The sequence below is a fragment of the Psychrobacter halodurans genome (genome assembly GCF_017498075.1).
Classification (GTDB): Bacteria; Pseudomonadota; Gammaproteobacteria; order Pseudomonadales; family Moraxellaceae; genus Psychrobacter; species Psychrobacter celer.
On sequence record NZ_JAGBKN010000019.1, the window covers coordinates 1 to 25,462 of the forward strand.

Annotated in this window: 23 protein-coding genes and 1 tRNA gene; 15 read left to right on the forward strand and 9 right to left on the reverse strand. The window is 47.9% G+C overall.

Features of this window, described 5'->3' with window-relative positions; all coding sequences use genetic code 11:
* Nucleotides 1-303 precede the first annotated feature (303 nt).
* From J3491_RS09030 to J3491_RS09040, 3 genes are all read left to right on the forward strand, one after another.
* Nucleotides 304-1,263 (forward strand): TIGR01777 family oxidoreductase, encoded by a 960-nt coding sequence (locus J3491_RS09030; protein ID WP_207969931.1) that lies wholly within the window; start codon nt 304-306, stop codon nt 1,261-1,263.
* 95 nt (nt 1,264-1,358) lie between these two features.
* Nucleotides 1,359-1,841 carry a hypothetical protein gene (locus J3491_RS09035; protein WP_207969933.1) on the forward strand — a complete coding sequence of 161 codons (483 nt, stop codon included), beginning with the start codon at nt 1,359-1,361 and terminating at the stop codon, nt 1,839-1,841.
* A gap of 413 nt (nt 1,842-2,254) precedes the next feature.
* A complete protein-coding gene (locus J3491_RS09040) occupies nt 2,255-3,361 on the forward strand; it encodes a metallophosphoesterase (RefSeq protein ID WP_207969935.1) in 1,107 nt (368 codons plus the stop codon).
* A gap of 12 nt (nt 3,362-3,373) precedes the next feature.
* Here J3491_RS09040 and J3491_RS09045 read toward each other — a convergent pair whose 3' ends face one another.
* Complete coding sequence (locus J3491_RS09045; RefSeq protein ID WP_207969937.1) at nt 3,374-4,792, reverse strand: alpha/beta hydrolase; 1,419 nt, start codon at nt 4,790-4,792, stop codon at nt 3,374-3,376.
* Nucleotides 4,793-5,321: 529 nt separating this feature from the next.
* On the opposite strand from J3491_RS09045, the gene grpE reads away from it, so the two are divergent.
* Complete coding sequence (gene grpE, locus J3491_RS09050) at nt 5,322-5,921, forward strand: nucleotide exchange factor GrpE (protein ID WP_100748584.1); 600 nt, start codon at nt 5,322-5,324, stop codon at nt 5,919-5,921.
* A gap of 197 nt (nt 5,922-6,118) precedes the next feature.
* Nucleotides 6,119-8,056 carry a molecular chaperone DnaK gene (gene dnaK / locus J3491_RS09055; protein ID WP_207969943.1) on the forward strand — a complete coding sequence of 646 codons (1,938 nt, stop codon included), beginning with the start codon at nt 6,119-6,121 and terminating at the stop codon, nt 8,054-8,056.
* A 105-nt stretch (nt 8,057-8,161) separates the two neighbouring features.
* Here dnaK and bioC read toward each other — a convergent pair whose 3' ends face one another.
* Both bioC and J3491_RS09065 read right to left on the reverse strand, forming a co-directional pair.
* Entirely contained in the window at nt 8,162-8,974 is an 813-nt protein-coding gene (bioC, locus tag J3491_RS09060; RefSeq protein ID WP_207969945.1) for a malonyl-ACP O-methyltransferase BioC, read from the reverse strand.
* 125 nt (nt 8,975-9,099) lie between these two features.
* Complete coding sequence (locus tag J3491_RS09065) at nt 9,100-10,341, reverse strand: 8-amino-7-oxononanoate synthase (protein ID WP_207969985.1); 1,242 nt, start codon at nt 10,339-10,341, stop codon at nt 9,100-9,102.
* Nucleotides 10,342-10,758: 417 nt separating this feature from the next.
* Between J3491_RS09065 and J3491_RS09070 the strand changes: the two genes are divergently transcribed.
* From J3491_RS09070 to J3491_RS09085, 4 genes are all read left to right on the forward strand, one after another.
* A complete protein-coding gene (locus J3491_RS09070) occupies nt 10,759-11,304 on the forward strand; it encodes a porin family protein (RefSeq protein WP_207969947.1) in 546 nt (181 codons plus the stop codon).
* A 162-nt stretch (nt 11,305-11,466) separates the two neighbouring features.
* Nucleotides 11,467-12,021, forward strand: coding sequence for a porin family protein (locus tag J3491_RS09075; protein ID WP_100748580.1), 555 nt, complete (start codon nt 11,467-11,469; stop codon nt 12,019-12,021).
* A gap of 219 nt (nt 12,022-12,240) precedes the next feature.
* Nucleotides 12,241-12,738 carry an NfeD family protein gene (locus J3491_RS09080; protein ID WP_058025274.1) on the forward strand — a complete coding sequence of 166 codons (498 nt, stop codon included), beginning with the start codon at nt 12,241-12,243 and terminating at the stop codon, nt 12,736-12,738.
* Nucleotides 12,739-12,777: 39 nt separating this feature from the next.
* Nucleotides 12,778-13,638, forward strand: coding sequence for an SPFH domain-containing protein (locus J3491_RS09085; RefSeq protein WP_075101278.1), 861 nt, complete (start codon nt 12,778-12,780; stop codon nt 13,636-13,638).
* Between the two features lie 88 nt (nt 13,639-13,726).
* On the opposite strand, the gene hemN is transcribed toward J3491_RS09085, so the two are convergent.
* A complete protein-coding gene (hemN, locus tag J3491_RS09090; RefSeq protein ID WP_424108355.1) occupies nt 13,727-15,190 on the reverse strand; it encodes an oxygen-independent coproporphyrinogen III oxidase in 1,464 nt (487 codons plus the stop codon).
* A 351-nt stretch (nt 15,191-15,541) separates the two neighbouring features.
* The gene (locus J3491_RS09095; protein WP_207969950.1) at nt 15,542-18,076 is read right to left on the reverse strand and encodes a penicillin acylase family protein; all 2,535 of its coding nucleotides are present in this window, start codon (nt 18,074-18,076) and stop codon (nt 15,542-15,544) included.
* A 294-nt stretch (nt 18,077-18,370) separates the two neighbouring features.
* On the opposite strand from J3491_RS09095, the gene J3491_RS09100 reads away from it, so the two are divergent.
* Complete coding sequence (locus J3491_RS09100) at nt 18,371-19,939, forward strand: YifB family Mg chelatase-like AAA ATPase (RefSeq protein ID WP_207969951.1); 1,569 nt, start codon at nt 18,371-18,373, stop codon at nt 19,937-19,939.
* Nucleotides 19,940-19,990: 51 nt separating this feature from the next.
* Here J3491_RS09100 and J3491_RS09105 read toward each other — a convergent pair whose 3' ends face one another.
* The gene (locus J3491_RS09105) at nt 19,991-20,674 is read right to left on the reverse strand and encodes a phosphoglycolate phosphatase (RefSeq protein WP_207969952.1); all 684 of its coding nucleotides are present in this window, start codon (nt 20,672-20,674) and stop codon (nt 19,991-19,993) included.
* A 228-nt stretch (nt 20,675-20,902) separates the two neighbouring features.
* Nucleotides 20,903-21,403 carry a DUF4385 domain-containing protein gene (locus tag J3491_RS09110; protein ID WP_207969953.1) on the reverse strand — a complete coding sequence of 167 codons (501 nt, stop codon included), beginning with the start codon at nt 21,401-21,403 and terminating at the stop codon, nt 20,903-20,905.
* 190 nt (nt 21,404-21,593) lie between these two features.
* On the opposite strand from J3491_RS09110, the gene J3491_RS09115 reads away from it, so the two are divergent.
* Nucleotides 21,594-21,950 (forward strand): hypothetical protein, encoded by a 357-nt coding sequence (locus tag J3491_RS09115; RefSeq protein ID WP_207969954.1) that lies wholly within the window; start codon nt 21,594-21,596, stop codon nt 21,948-21,950.
* Nucleotides 21,951-22,033: 83 nt separating this feature from the next.
* Here J3491_RS09115 and J3491_RS09120 read toward each other — a convergent pair.
* Both J3491_RS09120 and J3491_RS09125 read right to left on the reverse strand, forming a co-directional pair.
* Nucleotides 22,034-22,109, reverse strand: a tRNA-Phe gene (locus J3491_RS09120).
* 134 nt (nt 22,110-22,243) lie between these two features.
* Complete coding sequence (locus tag J3491_RS09125; protein WP_207969955.1) at nt 22,244-22,666, reverse strand: hypothetical protein; 423 nt, start codon at nt 22,664-22,666, stop codon at nt 22,244-22,246.
* Between the two features lie 400 nt (nt 22,667-23,066).
* Here J3491_RS09125 and hisB point away from each other — a divergent pair, with 400 nt between their 5' ends.
* The 4 genes from hisB to J3491_RS09145 all read left to right on the forward strand — a co-directional run bounded on the left by hisB (nt 23,067) and on the right by J3491_RS09145 (nt 25,280).
* A complete protein-coding gene (hisB, locus tag J3491_RS09130; RefSeq protein WP_243456282.1) occupies nt 23,067-23,726 on the forward strand; it encodes an imidazoleglycerol-phosphate dehydratase HisB in 660 nt (219 codons plus the stop codon).
* Nucleotides 23,727-24,134 carry a hypothetical protein gene (locus J3491_RS09135; protein ID WP_207969957.1) on the forward strand — a complete coding sequence of 136 codons (408 nt, stop codon included), beginning with the start codon at nt 23,727-23,729 and terminating at the stop codon, nt 24,132-24,134.
* Complete coding sequence (gene hisH / locus J3491_RS09140; RefSeq protein ID WP_207969958.1) at nt 24,131-24,763, forward strand: imidazole glycerol phosphate synthase subunit HisH; 633 nt, start codon at nt 24,131-24,133, stop codon at nt 24,761-24,763. Before J3491_RS09135 ends, hisH begins: the two co-directional genes overlap by 4 nt.
* A 127-nt stretch (nt 24,764-24,890) precedes the next feature.
* Complete coding sequence (locus J3491_RS09145) at nt 24,891-25,280, forward strand: hypothetical protein (RefSeq protein WP_100748571.1); 390 nt, start codon at nt 24,891-24,893, stop codon at nt 25,278-25,280.
* The last annotated feature ends 182 nt before the right edge of the window (nt 25,281-25,462 follow it).

Here is a 25,462-nt window from a genome sequence, read left to right on the forward strand (position 1 = left end):
GAATGTAAAACTGTTATGGATTTAAACGCGCTACTGGTATAAATTTTACTTGCGTGCTGCGTTCCCAGAGGCTGCGCAAAATTCATCCCAGTAGCGCTATGACATTTTTAGAGTGTATCGACTATAACCCATTTAGATGGCTATTGATTGAATTGAAGAGGTGTCCTAGACCAAAAGACGTTACCAAAAACCTGTGAAAGTCGTTTTGATATCACAGTGAAAGAAGACGATGATGGTGAGACAGCGTTTATCTTCAAAGAGTTGACGATATAGATAGTTGGCGACATGAATAAGGAGTCAGACATGCATATCTTAATCAGTGGTGGTTCAGGGTTTTTGGGTCGAGCATTTAGCGACGAAATCATGGCGCGGTATCGTGAGCGAAAAAAGGCACTACAAGTCACTTGGCTAACGCGTGATAGTAACCAGGCGCACCCTGACGATATCGCTATGATGACTTATGATGAGCTTACAAAGACTGATAAACGCTTTGATGTGATAATAAACCTAGCGGGGGCAGGTATTGCCGACTCGCGCTGGAGCGATAGTCGCAAGGAGCAGCTGATGGCGAGCCGTATCCGGCCTACTGAGGCATTGTTGGCATTTATCGCTCGCAGTCGCAGCAAGCCCAAGTTATTGATTAGTGGTTCAGCGATAGGGTGGTACGGCACACAAGGCGATAAACCATTGACAGAAAGTAGTGGTTTTGAGACAGATTTTGCTCATAAATTATGTGATGACTGGGAGCAGTTTGCGCTTAAAGCCACTGAACATGGTGTGCCTGTGGCAATCGTGCGCACTGGTGTGGTGATTCATCCTGATGGCGGGATGCTTGCCAAGCTTTTGACCCCATTTAAAATGGGCGTTGGTGGACAATTGGGCGATGGCAAGCAAATCATGAGCTGGATCAGTCGGGCAGACTGGGTCGGCGCTGTGATATTTATCATTGAGCAGCACCTTGCTGATTATAACAACAGTCAAACCACAAATGATAACTCACTAAAAACCACAAATGATACGCCAGCCATGGTCTATAACTTGACCGCGCCTACTCCTGTGACCAATCATGCTTTTACCAAAACCGTAGGTACATGGCTACATCGTCCAACATTCTTTACTTTACCAGAATTTTTACTAAAGCTGATATTTGGTGAGATGTCGACACTACTAGTTGATGGTCAAAAAGTATTGCCACAGGCGTTATTAGCGGCGGGTTATGAGTTTCGACATCCTACGCTCATGCAAGCCTTAGAGGTGAAATAGCGCTAAATAAAAGAACGGTCTACGGAGTTGTTTCATGTGAAACAAATACAACCCGTTCACCATCCGCCTTGATATGATAAAACTGGTGCTTAATTATGGCTGTCAAAAAAAGCAAAGACTCAAGTATCACACTAACAAAACAGTACGCTCGCAAGTCTTATCCGTGGTTAAGGATTGTTGTCAGCTTTGCGCTACTTGGTGGGTGGATCGGGGCCAATGCGATGAATTTTATATTGTTTTTGCTGGCCGGCGCTTTACCAAGAAATATGCAAGGGTTTGATTTTCAGTACTTCATAGCACACATGTTCGAAGGTCTTGGTTTTAAGATGATAGCGGGTCTATTTCCTGCTTTGATAACTGCAGGTGTCGTTATATATTTTAAGCTGCATCTTAAAACAATCAAAAGCTGGCTTGCGTTAGGAGTATTGGGATTTATGGCGACTGTTCCGTTTAGCCTCATCGTAATGCTGATAACGGAGTCGGTAGATCTTGAGCTCTTTTATTTGGCGACATTGGTGGGTATGTCAGGGTTATGTAGCGCCATCATAGTAGGCGGTTTAACGATTCCCAAATCGTAGTGCTAAACGAATGGATATATTTGACTTTGCTGTGAGAAGTTTTAATTTAGAGTTGTTTCACGTGAAACCATATAACTGACTTATACCGGTTACGCGTTTAAATGAATAGCCACGTTACTTTGAGCGACCCGAGCGCCGTGCAGCTGGTTTATTTGGATTCGACTATATAGTCGATGCACTCTAAAAAGCGCATAGTGCTACTGGGATGAATTTTGCGCAGCCTCTGGGAACGCAGCACGCAAGTAAAATTTATACCAGTAGCGCGTTTAAATTTATATAACAGTTTTATTTTCAACTGACTATATGAGGTTTTATGTAAAAAGCGTGAAGCATTGATGAAAGAGCGTCTAAAGGCCAAAGTCGGCTCGCTTTTCGCGTAACATAGCTCCACCGTTATTTGATTAGATTTTACTATGTGGGTATTTATCGTTTTTACGCAGCTGCTTACCTTATTGACCAGCGCGATACTTTATTGGTTTATAAGACCGTATCGCAAGGTTAATAAGGCTGCGGTGCTCGCCGCGGTCTTTGTTGTCAATAATGCAGCGCTGATATACGGGTTGACGGAGTTTTGGTATGAGCGCTTTCATGTATATCTGGTTATTAGTATATTTCAAGGGTTTATGCTCTATGCCGCTGCATTAACGGCGGTAGGCTGGCTGCTAAACGCCCAGCTATTTAAGTACGTATGGCAGCCAAAACAGGCACGAGGTGCGGCGAGTATGATGTATGTCTGCATCGTGGGGCTGGCGGTATTTAACGCCTACTCGCCAGTCGTCCATCACCTAACGGTTATGACCGACAAACCACTTGCTGAGCCAATGACGATAGCACTGCTATCAGATACTCATCTGGGCAGATGGTTTGGCAATCGCCAGCTCGATAAGCTGGTGCGCCTAGTCGATAGCGAGCAGCCAGATGTGGTGCTCATCGCTGGCGATATTATGAATGATACCACCATCGCTTATGACCATCATAATATGCATGAGCATTTATCAAAGCTCGACGCGCCGCTTGGCGTTTATGCCACGTTGGGCAATCACGATTACCGCGGCTATGATAAGCAAATCGCACAGGCGGTAACGGCTGCTGGTATCACCGTGCTTGATAACCAAAGCGTGCTATTAGATGATTCGGTGTGGCTCATCGGCCGCTCGGATGATGTGGATCAGAGCAGACTGTCAGCGCAGGCGCTACTGACTCAGGTAGATACCGATTTGCCTATTGTCTTTTTAGAGCATCGCCCATCTATGATGGACGAAATCAGTTCTTTACCGATAGATTTGCATGTAGCAGGGCACACGCATGGCGGCCAGATATTTCCATTGACGTTATTGATGCGCGGGCTTGCGCCCCTACATTATGGCGCTAAGGTGGTAGGGGAGACGCAGTTTTTGGTGACATCGGGATATGGCTTTGGGCCGGTACCGTTTCGACTGGGGACGCGCTCTGAGATTTGGATGATTACCCTGACGCCCAGTGATGCCGTGGCTGAGCCGTCGTCACAGTCAGCGCGCTAAGGCGGTCAGTCATTAGGCTGCCAATTGCCCCTGCTCACGAATGACCTCACGGACAAAACTGGCAAAACCGTGGATGATTTTGCGGGTTTCTAATCCTAGCCCCTGATGAATGCTCATAAAGTGAATAAAACCATGCGGCGCACCAAGTACCGTATAGTTTCGCACCGATACACTATGTGTCTTTAGTTGCTCTGCATACGCAAACGCTTCATCACGTAAGACATCCAGCTCTGAGGTGACGATATAAGTGGGACAGACGTGGCTGTTGTCCCCCAGCATAGGCGAGTTGAGAATGTGTTGCCGCGGTAAGGGGCTGTTTTTTAGACATGCCGCGTCAAACACCGCCACATCGGCATGATCTAACAACAAGCCTTCGCCGTATAGCTCCCAGCTTGGATAATCTGTCTCGATATCGGTAACAGGATAAAGCGGCATTTGCGCAAGCGGCTGAGGCAGACGCTCTAACAGTGCAAACATATCTTGCCCCGCTTCACCTAGGTCTGCCCAAGCTTGTTTGGCAGGGGCGGTGAGCTGCTGAGCAATAAGGGTCGATAAGCCGCCACCCGCGCTGTCACCTGCCAAGACGATACGTGAAGGCAGCGCGCCAAACATATGACAATGCTCGGCCAGCCAAGCATAAGCGCTGATACAGTCTTTTAGCGCGGCTGGGGCGGGATGCTCAGGTGCCAATCGATAGTCGACACTGACGACAGGCCAGCCAGTCTGCTGGCTCAGCGCATGACAAAATTCGTGATGTGTATCGATACCGCCGATACAAAACCCGCCACCATGAAAAAACAGCAACACGGTCTCATCAGGATTGTGCACGCTGCCTTTTTTGATTGTCTTTCTATAAGTGCTAGCGTCTGGCTGATAGCAGCGAATGGTCATATCGCCATCATCAGCATTTGCAATCACCTTATCAGTCCAACGAACGCTGACCTCACCTTTTTTGCGAAAGCGCTTTATATTACTCATCAGCGTATCGCCCGTCTGTTGCCAAACCTTTGGGGATTGCATGGCCACAGCATCGGCAGCGAACCTCTCACGCAGCTTAGGCATCGGCGTCAGCTCAAGCGGGGTTTTTAGCTTACTATTTATCGCCAAAATCAGCCGCAGATGGGCATCGGCATGCAAGTATTGCTTAGAAGTGGGGCCGCCAAGGCAGCTGACCAAACTTTCTAATAGCGGCAATGGCAAATAACCCAGCCCTTTCATCGCATAATGCAAGGTATGCGCTTGATGATTAACGACTTGCTGATAACCCAAACACGTATTTTTTAACGCACAGCATTGACGCACAGCGCTATCTTTTGGTACAGCTTCTATCTCAGGCGCTAGCTCGTTCTCAGGCGCTAGCTCGTTTGAGCGCTTTAGATTGATCAACGCTCTATTTAATAAGGTGTTGAGCGATATGGTTGAGTGAGACATAACACCTCGGATATATGATGGTTAGTGTTTGAAATAACAGATGTTTTTGGCCATAGTAAAGTAAAAGAAAATAAAATTGAGTATATTTTGGTAATGGATTGAATGAAAACAGTAAAAATTTTGGAATAAACCAAGGGTTTGGTAGCGGGTGTGAGCTATAAAGGTAAATCAATACCAGTAGGAGGGTACCTCTTGCAAAATAGATTGGCTAGATTTGCCTGTTTGTTCCAACGTTTTATTTCAATGTTTGGCCTCACCGTTTATGTCATTGTCATCACCATGTCTTTAGAGGTCCCACGCTCGTTGGTACAGCAATTGTTGTAAATGGGAAAAAATCCTCAGCTCAAGGCTTGAAATTTGTCCTCATCACCTTTATCAATCAGCTATCAAAGCATATTCGCAAAAAATCAGTGATATCTGTTGATTATCTAATAAAAGCGCAGACTAATAAGAGCACAGCACGACTTGCTGCCAGCAGGTTTGTTGTGCCATACCTCAATCGTCATTATTAAAATTCTAAGGAGCTATCATGAGCGAGCAAAACAATAACCACAAATCCCCTGAGCACAATGTGGCGCACGACAATGTCGAGCATAATGACAGTATTTTAGAAGAAACCATGCAAGAATTTGATCCAAAAAACAATTCAGCTGAAAACGTCACCATTGACAACGAAATTGATATCGACACTTTCAAAGCACGTATTGCTGAGCTCGAAGGCGAGGTCAAGCACGCCCGTGAGACCACCGCCCGTGCCAATGCCGAAGCTTACAATGCGCAAAAACGCATGGAGCAAGAAGCTGATAAGAGCAAAAAATTTGCCCTACAAAAATTTGCCAAAGAGCTATTGGAAGTCGTCGATAATCTAGAGCGTGCGATTGAAAACGCAGACGCCAGCGATCCGGTTGCCGAAGGCGTGCAGCTGACGCACAAAGCCCTGCTGTCTGTCCTCAACAAAAACGGTATCGAAGTGATTGACCCACAAGGTGAAAAGTTCAATGCCGATGTCCATGAAGCGGTGGGTATCGATGCCGATGCCGACGCTGATGTGGTCGGTACAGTGCTACAAAAAGGCTATAGCCTAAATGGTCGCCTACTACGCCCAGCGATGGTACGCGTGGGTCAGTAGGATTTTTTACTTGATTTTAAGCGTCTAAACCTTACTTATATAAAGGGTTTTGACAAAAAATCACACAAAAGACAATTTTTGCTTGATGATTGCCTTGAAAAAACCGACAGGCAAACCGATATATAGCAACAAGTGACCGACTATGGTCTGAAGATATAAGTAGTTATATTTAAAATATACATTAGGAGCATTTGATTATGGGTAAAGTAATTGGTATTGACTTGGGTACAACCAACTCATGTGTGGCAGTGATGGAAGGTGACAAAGTCAAAGTCATCGAAAACGCTGAAGGTACCCGTACCACACCTTCTATCGTCGCTTATAAAGACGAAGAAATCCTCGTTGGTCAATCGGCTAAGCGTCAAGCGGTCACCAACCCAAAAAACACTTTGTTTGCGATCAAGCGTCTGATCGGTCGCCGTTTTGATGACAAAGTGGTACAAAAAGACATCGGCATGGTGCCATACAAAATCGCCAAAGCGGATAACGGTGATGCTTGGGTAGAAGTAAACGGTAAAAAACTAGCGCCACCACAGGTTTCTGCTGAAATCTTGAAAAAAATGAAAAAAACGGCAGAAGACTATTTGGGCGAAAAAGTAACAGAAGCGGTCGTAACCGTACCTGCTTACTTCAACGACTCACAGCGTCAAGCCACCAAAGACGCCGGTAAAATTGCCGGTCTTGATGTAAAACGTATCATCAACGAGCCAACTGCCGCCGCGCTTGCTTATGGTATGGACAAAAAGCAAGGCGATAGCACAGTTGCCGTATATGACTTGGGCGGTGGTACATTTGACGTATCAATCATCGAAATTGCTGACGTCGATGGCGAGCAGCAGTTTGAAGTACTAGCGACCAACGGTGACACATTCCTTGGCGGTGAAGACTTTGACTCAGCATTGATCGATTACTTGGTCGATGAATTCAAAAAAGAGCAAGACGTCAACCTAAAAGGTGACTCACTTGCGATGCAGCGTCTAAAAGAAGCAGCCGAAAAAGCAAAAATCGAGCTATCAAGCGCTCAAAGCACTGAAGTGAACTTACCATACATCACCGCTGACAGCAGTGGTCCTAAGCACTTGGTCATCACTATCAGCCGCTCTAAGCTTGAAAGCCTAACCGAAGATCTGGTGCAGCGTACCATGGGTCCTTGTAAGATTGCCCTTGAAGATGCTGGCCTAAAAGTCGGCGACATCAACGACGTGATCTTGGTCGGTGGTCAGACGCGTATGCCACTTGTGCAACAAAAAGTACAAGAGTTCTTCGGTCAAGAGCCACGTAAAGACGTAAACCCTGACGAAGCAGTAGCAGCGGGTGCCGCGATTCAAGGTGCGGTATTGTCTGGTGACAAAACTGACGTTTTATTGCTTGATGTGACACCATTGACGCTTGGTATTGAGACGATGGGCGGCGTAATGACCCCAATCATCGAGAAAAACACCATGATTCCTACCAAGAAATCGCAAGTGTTCTCAACAGCAGAAGACAACCAGCCTGCGGTAACCATTCAGGTTTATCAAGGCGAGCGTAAAATCGCTAACCAAAACAAACTGCTTGGCCGCTTTGACTTAACAGATATTCCACCAGCGCCGCGTGGTCTGCCACAAATCGAAGTGACTTTCGATATTAACGCTGATGGTATCATGAACATTTCAGCGACTGACAAAGGTACTGGTAAAGCGCAAAGCATCCAGATCAAAGCAGACTCTGGCTTGTCGGATGAAGAAGTTGAGCAAATGGTACAAGACGCTGAAGCCAACGCAGCTGAAGATGAGAAGTTTGCAAATCTGGCGCAAGTGCGTAACGAAGTGGATGGTCGTATCCATGCGGTACAAAAAGCGCTAAAAGAAGCGGGTGATAAAGTCACTGAAGAAGAAAAATCATCAGTAGAAGCGGCAATCTCTGAGTTAGAGACAGCGACTAAAGAAGATGATCATGACGACATCAAAGCCAAACTTGAAGCGCTAGACAATGCTTTCTTGCCTATCAGCCAAAAAATCTATGCTGATAGCGGTGCAGGCGCAGAAGGTATGGATCCAAGCCAGTTCCAGCAAGGCGCGGATGCAGCAAGTAACAACCAAGCCGACGATGATGTTGTCGATGCTGAGTTTACGGAAGTAGACGACAAAAAATAAAACGGCTGATAAGCTGACCGTTGATTAATGTGACATAAAAACGCACCTTTCGAGGTGCGTTTTTTTTATGGCAGTTACTCATTTGATCAACGACCGATATTTGGTTCAACGATCGATATTTGGTTCAATAAGCTGGGCGCTAATAATCAGTGCTTCATAAGTGAGTATGACACCAGCATCTATCGCCGAAAACTGCTGCCAGTAGCGCCGCTCAAATTGCTGTAAGCTCGATTTGTTCCAAATGAAAGCCACGCGCGGGCTGGCTTTGTTTTGCGTTTGATTGGTCGATACACCAGTGAGTTTCATGTGTTTGAGTACCGCATAAGGACTAGAAAACGTCACATCAAAGCGCCGTGTCGATAGCGCAATATTGTCAAACCCAGCGTGATGCAATGCCAAGCGCCATTGCTGCATATCAGGATAGTGAAGACCTTGGCCAGTCAGGGCTTTGATTTGCAAAAAATTATTGGGCGTAAAGGTGCTAAAGGCCAGCTGGCCACCTGCTTGGAGGCGAGAGGCAGAATGGGCAACAAAACTGAGAGGATCATCAAACCATTGTACGGCGTTGGCACTGATAATCAAACTATGTTTACCTTTGAAGTCGATAGTTTCGGCGTCGCCGATGGCGATCTGAGCATTTGGCAAAATGCCTTGCAGGGTAGCTGTTTGCTCGGCGCATAGCTCATTGATCAGCCAGTGCTGGCTTTGAATGTGCTCGGCCAATAGGCGGGTCATTTGACCTGTACCTGCGCCAATCTCTAAGACGCTGTCTTGCGTTCTTTTGGGGATGGTCGCCAGCAAGTCGTGACAGATCTTTTGCTGGATAGTGGCGTGCTCATCATAACGACTGGCATTGGCAAAATGGCGCGCGATGGTTTGCTTTCTGTGATCTAGCTTGAGTGCGGCTGAGTGTGTCATCTATGCTATTACATCCTATCTGTCGGCGAGCCATTTTTCCTAAACCATATCATCGTCTTTACCTGATCGTAAAGTACCTGTACGTCAGTCATCGCCAGTAGCGATTCAACCTATATTTAAGACAACTACAGTTGCTGAATTAACCGCTCACAGTCATCATAGGTTAGTTTGGCATTCATCACGAGACGAATGCGCGCGCTATTGGCAGGCACGGTAGGCGGCCTAATAGGCAGTGCATAAAACCCAGCGGCCTGTAGCTGCTGGGCTTTGGCCAGTGTGCGCGCATTATCGCCCAATATATAAGGGACGATAGGTGAGGTATAGGCGCTGCTGGCTGCGCTGGTAGAGTATTTGAGGGCAATGGCCTCGCTCAGCTCGGTAGACAGTAGCGCCAAATGCGTCCGTGCCGACGTCAAGCTTGGCATTTTGGCCAACACAAAACGTGTCCAAGCATGGTTGATGGGCGGCAATGCGGTACTAAAGATAAGTGAGCGCATGTGATTGACCAGCCAGCGCTTGATGGTTTCATCGCACATGATATAAGCGCCAACGGAAGCAAATGCCTTGCCAAAGGTACCAACCAAATAATCAATTTGCCCGAGTGTCTGCGTTTCCTCTGCCAGCCCAAGCCCTGTCTTACCTAAAACTCCGATGGCATGAGCCTCGTCAACATACAGCTCAATGCGCGCATCTTGGGCTTTTATTTGTACCAGCTGTTGTAAGTCTGCGCGATCACCATCCATACTAAACACGCTTTCGGTCACGATAATGATGCGCCTGATATCGTCATCGGCTTGCTCGATAAGCCGAGCCAGATGAGCATAGTCATTATGACGATAACGGCGATAGCCAACGGTTTTGTTTTGGCTAAGGCGCAGCCCATCGATGATACTGGCGTGCACCAGTTTATCTGCTAACACCAGCGTTTTGATGGGTAAGGCGGTCAGCGCAGGCAAAATACCGATATTGGCATGGTAGCCGCTGTTAAATACCAACACAGATTTTGGCCTACTCAAATTGTTAGGACTATTAGAGGCATCTTCTTGACACACTGCCGTTTGATACCACGCTTGCATCTCAAGCTCTAATGCTTGTAACTGCGTGTCGTCTCCTGTGAGTAGCCGTGAGGAGGTGGCACTCATTTTAGGATAATGCGTGTCAGCCAACTGACCCATCTGCTCAAAAAACGCCCTTTGTAGCCTACTGTCGCTGCCCAAACCCAGATAGTCATTACTGGCGATATTTAGTAAGCGTTTGCCTTGATAAACAACATAGCGCCCATCATGCGCCAGCGCCGGTATCTGTCGATACTGCTCATTTTTCTTTAACGTCTGTAGTGCTTGCTCCAGCTCGTCCTTGAGGGTCATCATCTATTTTTTCCTGTTATTTTGATAAAACAAAGCGATTTTTTGGCCCTTTTCGGTCTCTTTGTCCCTTGCGGCTAGGGCCTGTCTTTTATTCAATCGATAATCGTCTAACTAGGTGAAACATGAGGATATGCTCGGTAAAACCTAGTGCTCAGACACACACGCTGCCTTCGCTTTCAATGAGATAAGTAGGGATTATTGCACAAAAACGGAGATTGTAACAAAAGATTTCATATCTTTGCCTTTGTAACCCACGCGCTGATAAATACTTGCAAAACTTAACTCTCACACCATCAAACACTGACAGAGAGTTTGAAATAGTTTGTTACTATATATTCATCGTTAGCAAACAAGGCGATAAGGCCAAAAGCCTATATAAATAGATAACTTGTTTGTCACAATTTTAAGGAGCTTATCATGAATACTCTACAAAAAACCCTACTTGCGCTAGCTACTGGTTCATTGTTGACAGTCAGTGCTCAAGCTGCGACGACTTATAGTAACGGCTACACAGGCCAACCTTATGTGGGTGTAAAAGTCGGTCAGTTTGACTTAGATATCGACAATGCTGATGACCCAACAGCTTACGGTATATACGGTGGCTATAACTTTGACCAAAACTTCGGTATCGAAGCAGAATATGTTGGCTCAGACGATGCTGACTACAGAAATGGTGACCTAGATGCCAAAACGTATGGTGCTTATGGTACGGCTCGCTATCAGTTTCCAAATACGGGTTTATACGCCAAAGGCAAACTAGGGGTAGCCAAAACTGAGGTTGAAGGCGACTACACGGTTGGTCCATTAAAAGTGTCAAACTCAACCAGTGATACTGGTATCGCAGGTGGCGTGGGCCTTGGTTATTCAGTGAACCCAAACTTTGGGGTTGAAGCCGAGTATGCCATGATGGATAGCGACGTTGATGCCAAACTATTAACAGTGGGCGCTCATTTAAAATTCTAAATCGATGATGAGATGACTAAAAGTCTACCGGATTAGGAATTTATAAGAGAAACACAGTCATAAATAGTTATGCAGTCATTGAGAAACGACAGTTGTCTATCTCGTTTCTCAAACAAATACTCTATATAAGATTGACGAACTACACTATCTTAGGGGAATATTATGAAAACTTTACAAAAGACACTATTGGCTTTAGCGGCAGGTTCACTACTCACCGTAGGCGCGCAAGCAGCCGTCACTTACGGTAATGGTTACACCGGTCAAGCTTACGTCGGTGCCAAAGTCGGTCAATTTGATCTAGACGTCAATGGTGCTGATGATCCAACGGCTTATGGTATCTATGGAGGTTATAACTTTGATCCTAACTTTGGTATCGAAGCTGAGTACGTCGGCTCAGATGATGCAGATTATCGCGGTGGTGATATTGATGCTAAGTCTTATGGCGCTTATGGTACTTACCGCTATCAGTTCCCAAATACAGGGTTATACGCCAAAGGTAAATTAGGTGTGGCAAAAACTGAGATAGAAGGGGACTATACGCGCAGTATCGGCGATACTGAAATCAGAACCGAGACGTATTCGGACAGTGATACGAGCCTAGCTGGCGGTGTTGGTCTTGGTTATTCAGTAAATCCTAACTTTAGCGTTGAAGCTGAATACGACAAGTTGGGAAGTGATGCTGATCTAATGACTGTTGGCGCTCAGCTGAAGTTCTAAGACATTGATTGATTACAATTTATATTTATATATCAGACAAAAAACGATCGCTTTGGCGGTCGTTTTTTTATGTGGCAAAGGTTATTCGGCGCTTTTTGATTTCATCTAAGGTATGGGCGCTGTGTTATGAGTGGTGTATATTGATGATTTTTAAGAGGTTATAAACGCTCAAAGTATGCTACATTGAAAGCTAGGATGATTCAGACAGGGTGGGTGGCAATGATGGAGATGTTTTTGATGATTGAGCCTTGGCATTGGTTGGTACTGGGCTTTTTGTTGCTGATTGTTGAAATGTTTGTGCCGACATTCGCCAGCCTGTGGTTTGGTGCCGCGGCCATTATCGTCGCAGCATTGGCTTGGCTCTTGCCGATTTCTCTTTTTGTGCAAGTTGTCATTTGGTTGGTGCTGTCGGCGGTGTTTTTAGTCGCATGGTTTAAGTTTATCAAGCCTTTATCAGTGGACCGTACCAAAGCTGGATTGGGCGGTGGTGTGATCGTAGGTGAGACAGGGATGATTGTGCTATCACCGCAGCCCGAGCGTGCAGGTATCGTACGCTTTAGTGTCCCTATCGTTGGCGCGGCAGAGTGGATGTGCCGCACCACAGGAGAGGAGATTGCAGTTGGTGAGCGGGTGGTGGTGACAGATATCGTGGGCAATGAGCTGATCGTCAGAAGTATGCAATCGCCTACGCTGAGCCAAAAAAATAGGCAAGTTTGACTGCCAGTCAAATACAATTATCAATTATAGGGATGAATTATGGAAAGCTTTAGCATTGTGATGGTGGTGTTGATTGCGCTGGTAGTCTTTACCGTGTTTAAAGGGGTGCGTATCGTACCGCAAGGTTATAAGTGGGTGGTGCAGCGACTGGGTAAATATAGCCAAACGCTAGAGCCTGGTCTCAATCTTATTATCCCTTATGTCGATGATGTCGCGTATAAAGTCACCACCAAAGACATCGTACTCGATATTCCATCACAAGAAGTCATCACCCGTGATAACGTGGTAATCATCGCCAACGCGGTGGCTTATATCAATATCGTCCGCCCCGATAAGGCGGTCTATGGTATCGAAGATTATGAGTATGGTATCCGTAATCTGGTACAGACCTCCTTGCGCTCGATCATCGGTGAGATGGATTTGGATAACGCACTATCTAGTCGCGAGGAGATTAAAACCAAGCTCAAGCACGCCATCTCAGAAGACATCGCTGATTGGGGTATCACACTCAAAACAGTCGAGATTCAAGATATCAACCCCTCAGATACGATGCAAGCATCAATGGAAGAGCAGGCCGCAGCAGAGCGTCTGCGCCGTGCGACAGTGACGCGTGCCGATGGACAAAAACAAGCCGCTATCTTAGAAGCAGATGGCCGCCTAGAAGCCTCCCGTCGTGACGCTGAAGCGCAAGTGGTGCTGGCCAAAGGCTCTGAGGAGTCCATTCGCCTGATTACCGCCGCGATGGGCGATGAAGAGATGCCGATTGTTTATCTGCTCGGTGAGCAATACATTAAGTCGATACGTCAGCTTGCAGAGTCCGATAACTCAAAAATGGTGGTACTGCCTGCCGACATCTTGAGCACGGTCAAAGGTATGGTCGGCGACAAGTTTAAGGTGTAACAACGCTACGGTTGAGCGCTCATATTGACATAACAAAAGACCTCAAAAACGAGGTCTTTTTTGTGCATAAAGTATTTTTTTAAGTACGTTAAATCACTTTAGAAAAGCGGTTTTTGTGCTTTTTGTCCAAATATTCATCAAACACCATGGCGACGTTGCGAGCGAGTAGGCGGCCTTTTGGCAGCACACGGATACCAGCGGCATCCATATCGATCAGTCTGTCCTCTTGCATCGCGCCTAACTGCGCAATCTCATCAATAAAATAGGTGATGGCATCGATACCAAATTTTTGATTGACGTCTTTAAAGTCGATGTAGTCGTGACACAGCAGATTCATGATCACATACTCGCGCAAGCGATCTTTGATAGAGGTTTTGATCACTTTGACCGCAGGCATGATGGCCAGATTGTGCTGCGCGGCATCGATGGTCGCTTGATAAGCTTGCAGGTCGGTATCGTTTTGTAAGATATAGCGGCTATTGGCATTGGCGATTTGACTGATCGATGAGACCCCAAAGCCGAGCAAATCACAGTCGCCCATGATGGTATAGCCCTGAAAATTGCGATGCAATTTACCCTCGCGCTGTGCCACAGCCAGCTCGTCATCGGGCTTGGCAAAGTGGTCGATGCCGATGTATTGATAGCCTGCCTCGGTGAGCGTGTTAATGGTATTGCCCAGCATGGTCAGTTTGGCCGCAGGGCTAGGTAAATCCGCTTCTTTGATTTGACGCTGGGCTTTAAAGCGCTCTGGCAGATGCGCGTAGTTAAACACCGACAGCCGATCGGGCGCCATCTCGATGATGCGGCGTACGGTTTGCTCCAATGTCTCAGGCGTTTGATGCGGCAGACCGTAGATCAGATCGATATTGATAGAATGAAAACCCAATTCGCGTGCTTCAGTAAGTACGTTTTCGATCAACTCTGCTGAGTGTACGCGGTTGACGGCGATTTGGACGCTCTCATCTAAGTCTTGTACCCCTAAGCTGATGCGGTTAAAGCCCAGATCGCGTAGGACCTTGAGGGTGTTGCCGCTCAGCTCACGCGGATCAATCTCGATAGAGTAGTCGCCTTCATCATCACTCAAAAATTCAAACTGCGTCTGTAAAAACTGCCAGAGCTGAACCATCTCTTCATCACGCAAAAAAGTTGGCGTGCCGCCGCCTAGGTGTAGCTGCTTGACGACAGGCTTGCTACTGCCCTCTGGCGCCGACAACAAGCGGCGCTTGTGCGTAATCTCTTTGATTAAGTACTGTAGATAGTCGCCTGAGTCGCTGTTTTTTTTGGTGATGATTTTATTGCAAGCGCAGTAATAGCAAAGGTGGCGACAAAACGGAATGTGAAAATACAAAGACAGCGGCGCCCGCGCTTCGCGATTTTTTAGAATTTTGGTCTCTAACTCTACAGCTATCGGGGTAAACTCCAGCGCTGTTGGATAAGAGGTATAACGTGGCCCTGAGCGATTGTATTTTTGGATCATCGTTTCATCAAACGCTGGCAGCTGTTTGCTGGTGATACTGCCGCGCGTACTGGCATATGGGTTGTCAGGCTGCATGACAGGGCGCGTGGTCGTCGGCTGCTCGTCAGCGCGGTTGTAGGGCTGCTGAGTATCTGGTTGTGAGTATTCTGTCATACGGCATTCCTCGGGTTGACCATACAGGCTGCGGTTTTGGGTATCGCTTTTGGTTGTATAGAGATGACTGATTTACTGCCGCTAGTATAACAAATCCCTACCAGTAGTGGGGAGACGACTTATAGCAGAGGGGTAAGGACTTGGATGTGGAGAGGTAATAGTGGGGGGTTAAAGGCTTAGAATTGCTACGCTCTTGAAACGGCGCGCTCAGCAGAAAAAAGACCTCAGCGGTGTGATCTGAGGTCTTTTGATAAGGTTAAATAGCAGTTGGTTTTACTCGGTTAATTGCAGCGTATCGTCCACCGCTTGAGCTGCAATCTCACCGGCACTAAACGGCAGGCGAATCCAGTCTTTTGCAGCGTAACGCCGCGTCTGGTCACGGTGATAAGGGCGTGTGCTATCCGCGGATTGCGAATACGCCAGTAAGGCGTTGACCACAGGGCCTTTGTCATCAAACGTCACCGCTTGCATATATGTCGGGCCGTTATTGATAAAGGCATACTCACTGGCATCGGCGTTTGGTGCTGGGCCGCGCGCTACGTTAAAGACGCCTTCACGTCCTTGGCCACCATGCATCGGAATACGCTCGTTGTTTTTGCTGGCATCAAGGGTGTATTGTAGCTCGCCCAATGTGGCATCGAGCGCCACGCCATTGTTTTGAAAATAGGCAATCGCATCTGCCAAGGCGGTACGGGTGCCCGCTGTGATTTTAAGATCGCGCGGTGTGTTGATAGGGTCAGACTCATCAAACGGCACAGCAAAGGCATCATCAGTGGTTTCGGTAAAGTCGACATTGCGCCAAAACTCTCTAAAGACATGAGCGCCCCTACTGCCTAAGTTATTACGGCGGTCCCAATTGCTCAGCACTGTGCAGGCTTGGGTCGCGTCGATACTGCCACCGCTCGATAACGTCAGCACCGGATTGGCGACGCAGTCAGCGAGGACATCGTCAAGCACTAGCTCCGCGACATAACTGCGGTTGCCATAGACCACTTGTTGGAGGTTTTCTAGAGTAAAGGTGTCGCCGCCTAACCCATCTGAGTTGTCCAAACGGTCAAATATTTGCTGAAAACCCATACGCGTGCGCATCAATAATGGTACGCCATCTGGTAGATTGGCCGAGATAAAGGGGGCTAAGCGCCGACGCAGTAGTGGTGAAAAATCAGTCAATGGCTGGTTTGGATTGCTAAACCAATAGCTGTCATTGGAGTTGGCCACATAATCATCACGTATCAAAAAAGGTAGGTTTGATGCGCCAAAAATCCCAGCTTGCGGCGAATCTGCATCATTGCCCCATTCACAAGCGGCCTTACTACCATTGAGCGCGGGTAAATCAAAACTGACAATGCCTTGTAAAAACGGCTGTCCTGCGATGCAGCTCTTTAGCTTGTCTGCGGTCACATGAGGGACGGTTGAGATATCAGCGTACAAGGCTTTGCCATGTCTATCCGCAGCGATGGTATTAACAAACCCAAGCCCGACGGTGTCTTGCATACGCTCTTTTAAATCTTCGACACTATCGGCTTTATTCATACTAAGCCATTGGTTAAGTGAGCGCGGGTTTTCTGAGGCAGCATCACGAATGGTAAAGGCCAGATTGTTACTGCCCCATGCTGGCAGGAGACCATTGACGGTGTTGACCGCGAGCATCGGGCCATAGTGCGACAGATAGATGGGCTGAGTCAGGCTGTCGTTGTCAGGCAGCTGGATTGTCACATCGACTTTTTTGATGTCGCGCTTCTCAACAGTACCTTCAGTGTTTTCATAGGTATATTTCATCGGATTGCCATCGACTAGGTTAAGCTGATAGAGCGTAAAGCGTTTGGCGGTAGAGACGGTATGACTCCAAGCGACGTCTTTATTAAACCCAATATTGGGAAATGGCTGACCTTGCTGAGCGGCACCCATGACGTCTAGCTCGCCCGGCAAGGTGAGATGAAATTGATAAAAACGCTGTACGCCATCCCAAGGCTCGTGCGGATTGCCATAGAGAATGCCGCGCTGGGTGCCGGTGACCTCACTGCCCAAGGCATAAGCATTACTGCCGCCATCCATCACATTGATGGTGGTCATATCAAAATCAAAGCCCGCCGCCAGCTCTGATGCTGAGGCCGATGAAGATGAGGATGAAGATGAAGAGGAGTATAGCGATGTCTCTGATGCCGCACCTGAGCTGGTAGGCAGCCTACGGCTCGTCATAGCAGTATCTACTGCAGGCGGGGCTGCAGCGATGATGGGCGCAACAAAATTGGCAAGACCGCCGCGCAAGTTGGCCTTGCCATAAAGCGCAAGCAAGTCATCGGTATCGATTTCTTGTACCCATGGCGCGCCTGCACATTCAGGGTCGATGTTGTCCACCCCTGTATCGCGCAAGTAGCGGCTATAGCCTGCCGCATAGCCTGCTACGGCATCAAGTACTTCTGGCTGTTGGGCAGTCAAAAACTGCTGGCGTTTGGCAGGCGAGTTGTACCAGGTATAAAACACGTCGCTGGTGACATCACCGTCCTCGCCCAGATAGAGCATACTCTGACCACGAGCGACCACGATTTCGCGGGCCAGCGAGCAGATATTGTCTTCGGCAAAGGCATAACCAACGCCGTATCCTAGGCTTTTATAATCTTTTGCGGTGATATGCGGGATGCCAAACTCGGTGCGCTGGATGTCCACCTCGTAGGTGGTCGTGGGCTGGGCGGTATCAGCGTTATTAAAACTATTGTCACTATCCGAACAACCGAATAGAGCTAAGGAGACGGCCACTGTCAGTAGCGTAAGGGTCGGCACACGCCGATTAAGCGCATTGATGCTCATAACTTATCCATCCTTGGTTGGTTAAAAAAAGCGTGGTACATAAAGCTCGACTCAGCCGGCTTTATGAGGCAATAACATCCTTTTATTGCTCATGCGTTTAAGACTAGGGTTGAGATTAAGACGCATCTATTCATCATATAACAATATAGAAGCGTGATGCTAGCGCTTACGCCTTATTTAATGCATCAGTATTGAGTGATATTAAAACCGAAGATGAAGAGAGTGAAACACGACATTTGCGCACTGATAAATAATGTTTTATTATCGATTGATTCCCTATGTTAGGAAGTACTGATGTCGTTTGCCCAAGTCTATACCCGCTCAGTCGTCGGACTGCATGCCCCCAAGGTCATCATTGAGGTGCATTTATCGCAAGGATTGCCTGCACTCACCATTGTGGGTTTGCCAGAAGCGGCCGTCCGTGAGAGTAAGGATCGCGTACGCTCCGCCATCTTAAACTCGGGCTTTCAGTTTCCCAATCGTCGTCTGACCATCAACCTAGCGCCAGCGGACCTGCCAAAAGATGGCGCGCGGCTGGATTTGCCGATTGCGATTGGTATCTTAGCGGCGAGTGGTCAGATCGAACCTGAAGGCTTGTCCGCGTTTGAGTTTATCGGCGAGCTGGCGCTAAATGGCGAGCTGCGCCAAGTCAGCGGCAGTCTGGCAGTAGCACGGGCGATAAAAGCAGAGGGGGTAACGGCGCGGTTAGGGCAAATGACCACGACAGCTGACCCAAAAGGCGGCGCGCAAAAACTGCCGCAGTTGATCGTGCCCATGGATAATGGTGCTGAGGCCAGCCGCGTCGAGGGTGTAAATGTATTGGCCGCCGAAAGCTTACAGGCAGTGTGTGAGCACTTACAGTCACTGACTGACCCAAGCGCGACCTCTCAGCGTTTGCCCATTGTCACGCCCAGTACCGTGCAGCGGCATGTCGGCTATCAGGTAGATTTGGCTGATGTCAAAGGCCAACATCATGCCAGACGGGCATTAGAGATTGCGGCAGCAGGCGGTCATTCATTATTATTTACAGGGCCGCCTGGCTCTGGCAAGACGTTGATGGCATCGAGATTGCCGACCATCTTGCCAGATTTGAGTGATGAGGAGGCGCTGGAGGTAGCCAGCACTTACTCGGTGGCAGACAGTGATTATGACTATGGTACACGGCCCTTTCGTCAAGTGCATCACACCATATCGGCGGTGGCACTGGTGGGCGGTGGCTCACGTCCGAAACCTGGTGAAATAACACTTGCTGATAAGGGGGTTTTATTTCTCGATGAGCTACCAGAGTTTGATCGTACTGTGCTCGAGGTCTTGCGTCAGCCGTTGGAAGCCAAGCAAATCACCATCAGCCGTGCCAACTCACAAATGACCTTTCCGGCCAGCTTTCAGCTCGTAGCGGCGATGAACCCTTGCCCATGTGGCTATGACGGTGATGGCTCGGGCCGCTGCCGCTGTCGACCTGAGCAGATCAAGCGCTATCAAGACAAACTCTCAGGGCCGCTACTCGATCGTATTGATTTGCACATCACTGTACCTGCACTACCCATCGCAGACTTGCAGAGCGCGCAGACAGGCGAAACCTCCGCCCAAGTCCGCGAGCGTGTCGCCGCCGCGCATCAACGTCAAATAACGCGGCAACACAAGGTCAATAATGCACTGAGCCCAAGCGAGATCGATAAGTATGTGCCACTGGGCGAGGGCGAGCAGCAACTGTTGCAGTTGGCTCAGCAGCGACTTAATTTATCGGCGCGTGGCTATCATAGAGTCTTACGCGTTGCTCGCACCATTGCCGATCTTGCCGCTAGTCAGGATGTCACCAGCGCTCATTTGTCCGAGGCGCTCAGCTATCGAGGCAAAGCATAACAGCAAATCAGGATCGCTTAAGTTAAAGTCTTATAGGCTGTGTTTTATTGCTTACGCATCGTTTTGCAAGATCCATTGCACCAAGGCGGCAAAGTCATCGAATGCATGGGTGGGATTTAGCTTACGAATATCTTGTCCATAGTTGTAGCCATAAGACAGCCCCAGCGTGTCCATACCGGCGTTTTGGCCGGCCAAGATATCATTTCTAGAGTCGCCTATCATGATGGCTTGTGCTGGCGTGACGCCCAGCGTTTGGCAGACATGTAGCAGCGGCGCGGCATCTGGTTTTTTTTGCGGTAAGCTATCGCCGCCGAGCACGGCACTAAACAGCTCTTGCCAGCCGAAAGACTGTAAGATTTTTGGGACAAAACCAATGGGCTTGTTGGTGACCAAAGCCAGTGTGTAGCCCGCTGCTCTTAGTTGTTTGAGACCATCATCGACGTCTGGATAGGCGACCGTTTTGCTACCGCTAATGTCTTTATAAGCCGTAAAAAACACCGCTTCGGCGTGATCTAGAGTGTCTGTATTCAGCTCGTCTTCTAGCACCTCTATTTTGCCGACCAAGGCACGTGCCACCAGCATGCGTGAGCCGTTGCCGACCCAATTACGTATGGTATCAATAGGGTAGGTGTCCTTGCCAAGTGTGCTCAGCATGGCGTTTACGGCATCGGCCAAGTCTGGTACGCTATCGATGAGCGTACCATCAAAATCAAAAATCAACAGTTGCTTATCCATTATTCCTCTCGGTTCCGTGTTGCTATAGCGGATTTAAGATAGCTTCGATGTCAAACAATACCAAACAATATAAGGCAAGGCAGGCAAGCGACAGTGTGCAATGAGTTGGGGCGCTGCAAGCGAGCCAAGCGCTGTATCGATTTTATACAAGGATAGCTATCTTGATCGTCTGTGCTACCATAGCACAGCTAAGCTTTTGCACCCACTTTTATGCAGGCTTGAATACCGCTAGTCGACATCTTTATAGCGCTCGCGGTGTGCTTTTTTCATTTGTAGATAGGTGTCATTTTTACGGCACGCGTCCCATTTTTGCTTAAAAATACGAGCGGACTCTGCTTTGATAGGGTCCTCTTGCTGCCGCGGTAACGCTTCGCGGCCATGCGCGCCGCTTTGGCCTTTTTTATCGTCAGGTACCGGCCCTTTGTATTTTTTGCCGCCCTTGTGATTGGCGTAGCGCCGCGCGCGTGTGTAGCCCATTTGGATAAACTTGCGCGCCATGTCAGCACCGACAAAATCATCCTTTGCCAAGTAATCCAAAAACATCTGATAAATCGTCTCGCTGCTTTGCTTGGCAACCTCAGGAGTGGCAAAGCGCCAGTATGGCAAAATCTCAGACTTATAAGGCTCGACCAACAGCACTCCTTGCTCGCCGCGCCCGACTCGGTATAGCTCAGGCTGCGCGCGCAGGTCTAGGTTTTTATAATCTAAGTCATAATCAAACTCTCGCATCGTGTGCCCTTATCCTTTGTATGATGTTTACGGCTACTATCGAGTATACTGAGCGCAGCTGTCTAAAAAACAGCGCAAAAGTGTTATACAACCGTGACAGTGAGTGATTACTATATGAATCACCGCTGCTGGCTTTATCGCTAAGGGCAGCATTAGATAGCGTTTGATGATTACTGAGTAGGTCAAAACCATGACAATAAAACGTATAAAACCATGTGGCATCACCTCGATTTTATGTTCAAAATACAGGTTGGGTGTCGCGGCGCTACTCATCAGTGTACTCAGTACCACGGCGGCATATGGCGCATGGTTTGAGCGTTTTATCCCGCAGGGTGAGACCTATACCGTACGAGAGATAGACCGTGACTTGGCCTTTGTGATTGATGGTTTTATCTATGATGCGCGCACGTCGTGTTTTTTGGCGGTGGGGGATCGGGTGGTGTTTTTTGAGGGGCGTCATGGTATTGATTACCGCGCGACGGTGTATGATTTGGATTCACGCGAGCGCTGTGAGCTGTTATTGCGTGATAGGCTATACCAGCGTTAAGTGAGTATTAATCCATAAAAGTTAGCCATAAAAAAACCCCAAACATTTCTCAATGTTTGGGGTTTTAGAATCTAGTAAACGAATGGTGGCTCGAGGCAGGATCGAACTGCCGACACACGGATTTTCAATCCGTTGCTCTACCTACTGAGCTATCGAGCCGTCTTCGTTGAGGCGCTATTAAACTAAATATCGCCGCTGCTGTCAAGGGGTTTTTGCATTATATGTGATAAAAGTCTCTATATCCGTCAATATAAGCGAAATAATCGGGTTTTGTCTTGATATAAGTGATTGGTTTAGTCTTTAACGCGCAGCAGCTCATATTCGCTCATGATACGATGAATAGCATCATCGGCAGGGACGAACTCTCGCACGCCTTTTTTGACCTCGGCATCATAGACCAGTTTGATAAACTTGGCATCAATCGCGCGTTTGCGGTTTTCTGGATGTACGGTGAGGTACTGCAGGCGTTTGGCATTGGTTTGCCCGTCGTCGAAGCAAGCCACCGCAGCGATGGGCTTATCATTAAACATACCGACGTATAGATATTGCCCACGGCTAAACCCTTGCTCAACGAGCCGAAGCACCTCTGCACCACTAGGCTGGGTCTCATCGCTGTCATATAGTGCCGCCAAGCGCTCGGCCAGCTCATTGTCGCGTGCAGGTTTTTTGATCAGCGGGGCGTCTAAGCGGTTGATGGCAATGGCTTCTAAAGGCATGGCAGTTGTTCCTATCAAAAATGGAATATTATAAATAGACAGTGATAAGGTCAGGTCGGTATAAACAAGATAGCACGCGGCATCACAGCGTCACAGCATTGATGATTGATAAAACTCAATGCACTATTTTAGCAGAATGTGCAGATTTTGTGCGTGGTTTGGCGCTTGGCCGTGGCGGTCGTGGTTAGGGTTTGCTATGATGCAGGTAGGCCGCGTATTGTCTCTGGCAGACAGACTGCATTTAGCTCATGCGCGCCAGCCATATTTTAGTCTTTTTTAATCTTTTGTAATTGACAGACTTTGTTGACACCGCTCGCAACGTACGAGTGTTTATTGGACGTTTATCGTCCTATTTTATTGAGCACATTTTATTGACCGCTTTTATTGATAGAGAGTAGCCATGACAGCCAATTCGACCACCCATACCCCTGAACAATCCCTGCCACAAACCCCAAACCTACATGGCCGTCCAGCGCGCACCGCCACCGTCGAGCGCAATACCGCTGAGACCCAAGTCAAATGTACGGTCAATCTCGATGGCACCGGTCAAGGCATCGTCGACACAGGGGTGCCGTTTTTGGATCATATGATCGATCAAATCAAGCGTCATGGCTTGTTTGACTTAGATATAAAATGCACAGGCGATACCTATATCGATGACCATCACAGCGTCGAGGACACCGGTATCACCCTTGGGCAGGCATTTGCCAAAGCGCTCGGCGACAAAAAAGGCATTCGTCGTTATGGGCATTTTTATGCGCCGCTCGATGAGTCATTGACTCGCGCGGTCGTCGATCTCTCAGGGCGTCCAGGTCTGCATATGGATATTCCATTTACCCGCTCACATGTCGGCAAGTTCGATGTCGATCTGTTTAGTGAATTCTTTTATGGCTTTGTCAACCACTCATGGATGACCGTGCATTTGGACAATCTTAAAGGCAAAAACAGCCATCACCAGATCGAGTCGACCTTTAAAGCCTTTGCTCGCGCCCTGCGTATGGCCTGTGAATATGATGAGCGCGCGCTAAATACCTTGCCGTCGACCAAAGAGGCGTTTTAAATGCAGCGATCTACAACCCTTGTATTAGCTGTCATTACAATGGTTGTCGCCAATACTGGCTTTGCTCAATGTCCAGTGATCCAGCACAGCAAAGTGCCTGCTATTACTGATCTAAGCTATCACGATGCTAGAACTTCACTGCTAAGAGCAGGCTGGCAACCGTTAAATAGTATTGATTATAACGATACTGATGATTCAGATATCCGCTATGGTAACGAAGCAATATTTTGGAATAAAGGTTATAGCGAAACTGAAACCTGTGCGGGAACGGGGCTTGGTCAGTGTATATTTAACTTTGCTGACATCTATGGTAATAACCTCAAGGTTGTCACCATAGGCGAAGAATCACCCGAATATAATAGTTATGCAACGGTTAATCGTTATTGGTTAGTATGTGAGGAATTATGAAAGTAGCACTATTAGATTATGGCATGGGTAATTTGCACTCAGCTGGCAAAGCATTGTCAGCGGTAGGGGCAGACGTCTCTATCACCAATGACCCAAAAGTCGTCGCTGCTGCCGACAAAATCGTCTTCCCCGGTGTCGGTGCCATGCGCGATTGCATGGCTGGTATGGCCGCTGCGGGTATCGATGATGTCGTACGCGACGCGATCTTTAACAAACCCGTGATGGCCATTTGTGTCGGTATGCAAGCGCTGTTTGAGCAATCGGCAGAAAATGGCGGCACAAATTGCCTAGGCATCCTAAACGGTAGCGTAGAAGCTTTTGATCCCATGTGGACAGACAAGCAGGGTTCGACGATTAAAGTGCCGCACATGGGCTGGAATACCGTTAGCGGTATGGACTTTCACCATCCATTGTGGCGCGGTATCGATGATCATGCGTATTTTTATTTTGTGCACAGTTATTACTGCGCGCCTGCCGATAGCGCACAAGTGGCCGCTGTCTGCGACTATGGCCAGCCGTTTTGTGCCAGCGTGATCCAAGACAACTTGTTTGCCACCCAGTTTCACCCCGAAAAAAGCCATACTGCAGGCTTGCAGCTATTAAAAAACTTTGTGGAGTGGGATATATAGCCTGACAACGCTGTCTTTTTCATCAGTAGTCACGCTGAACAGATATCAGTTTGAAAGGCGAGTCGACGGCGTTGCTCATTTTTTATTGGCCGCAGCTATTGCTTGCTGTTATATACGGAAAACACCAGTGGATTTTACCGCCTTTAAAATCAATATCATCGACGTCACAGGCCTAGCCAAAGATGCGCTGCACATCTATGTCGGTGTTGGTGTCTATCTGCTGTGCCTACTGATACTGCGCCCTCTTATCAAAAACCAAAATCTCAGAGCTTTTATGGCACTGCTGGTGGTGGTGAGCGTGGCGCTGCTCGGGGAGTATCTGGATAATCGCCATATCATCATTCCAAAAGGGGTGTTTGCGCTGGGAGTCTTGGATATCAAAGCCAGCCTACACGACCTGATAAACACCTGCCTGCTGCCCTTGGTGCTTTATGCGGCCAATAAATGGCTAAAAATATTTCAGCCCACCCCCCATACCAAAGCCTTACTCAAGCGCCATAAAAAAATGGACGGCTAGCTTTTGCTGTCGCCCGTCACTATAGTCAATCCGATATAAAAACGATACAGCGAGAAGACACGTGGTTTCTCGTAGCCTTGAGCGGCGCAGGCACAGCACGCCAGAAAAATTGTGCCAGTTGCAGGCTCATAAGCGGCCTTATCTTTACAAAGCTTACGAAACATAAAAAGTCTCGTCTATTT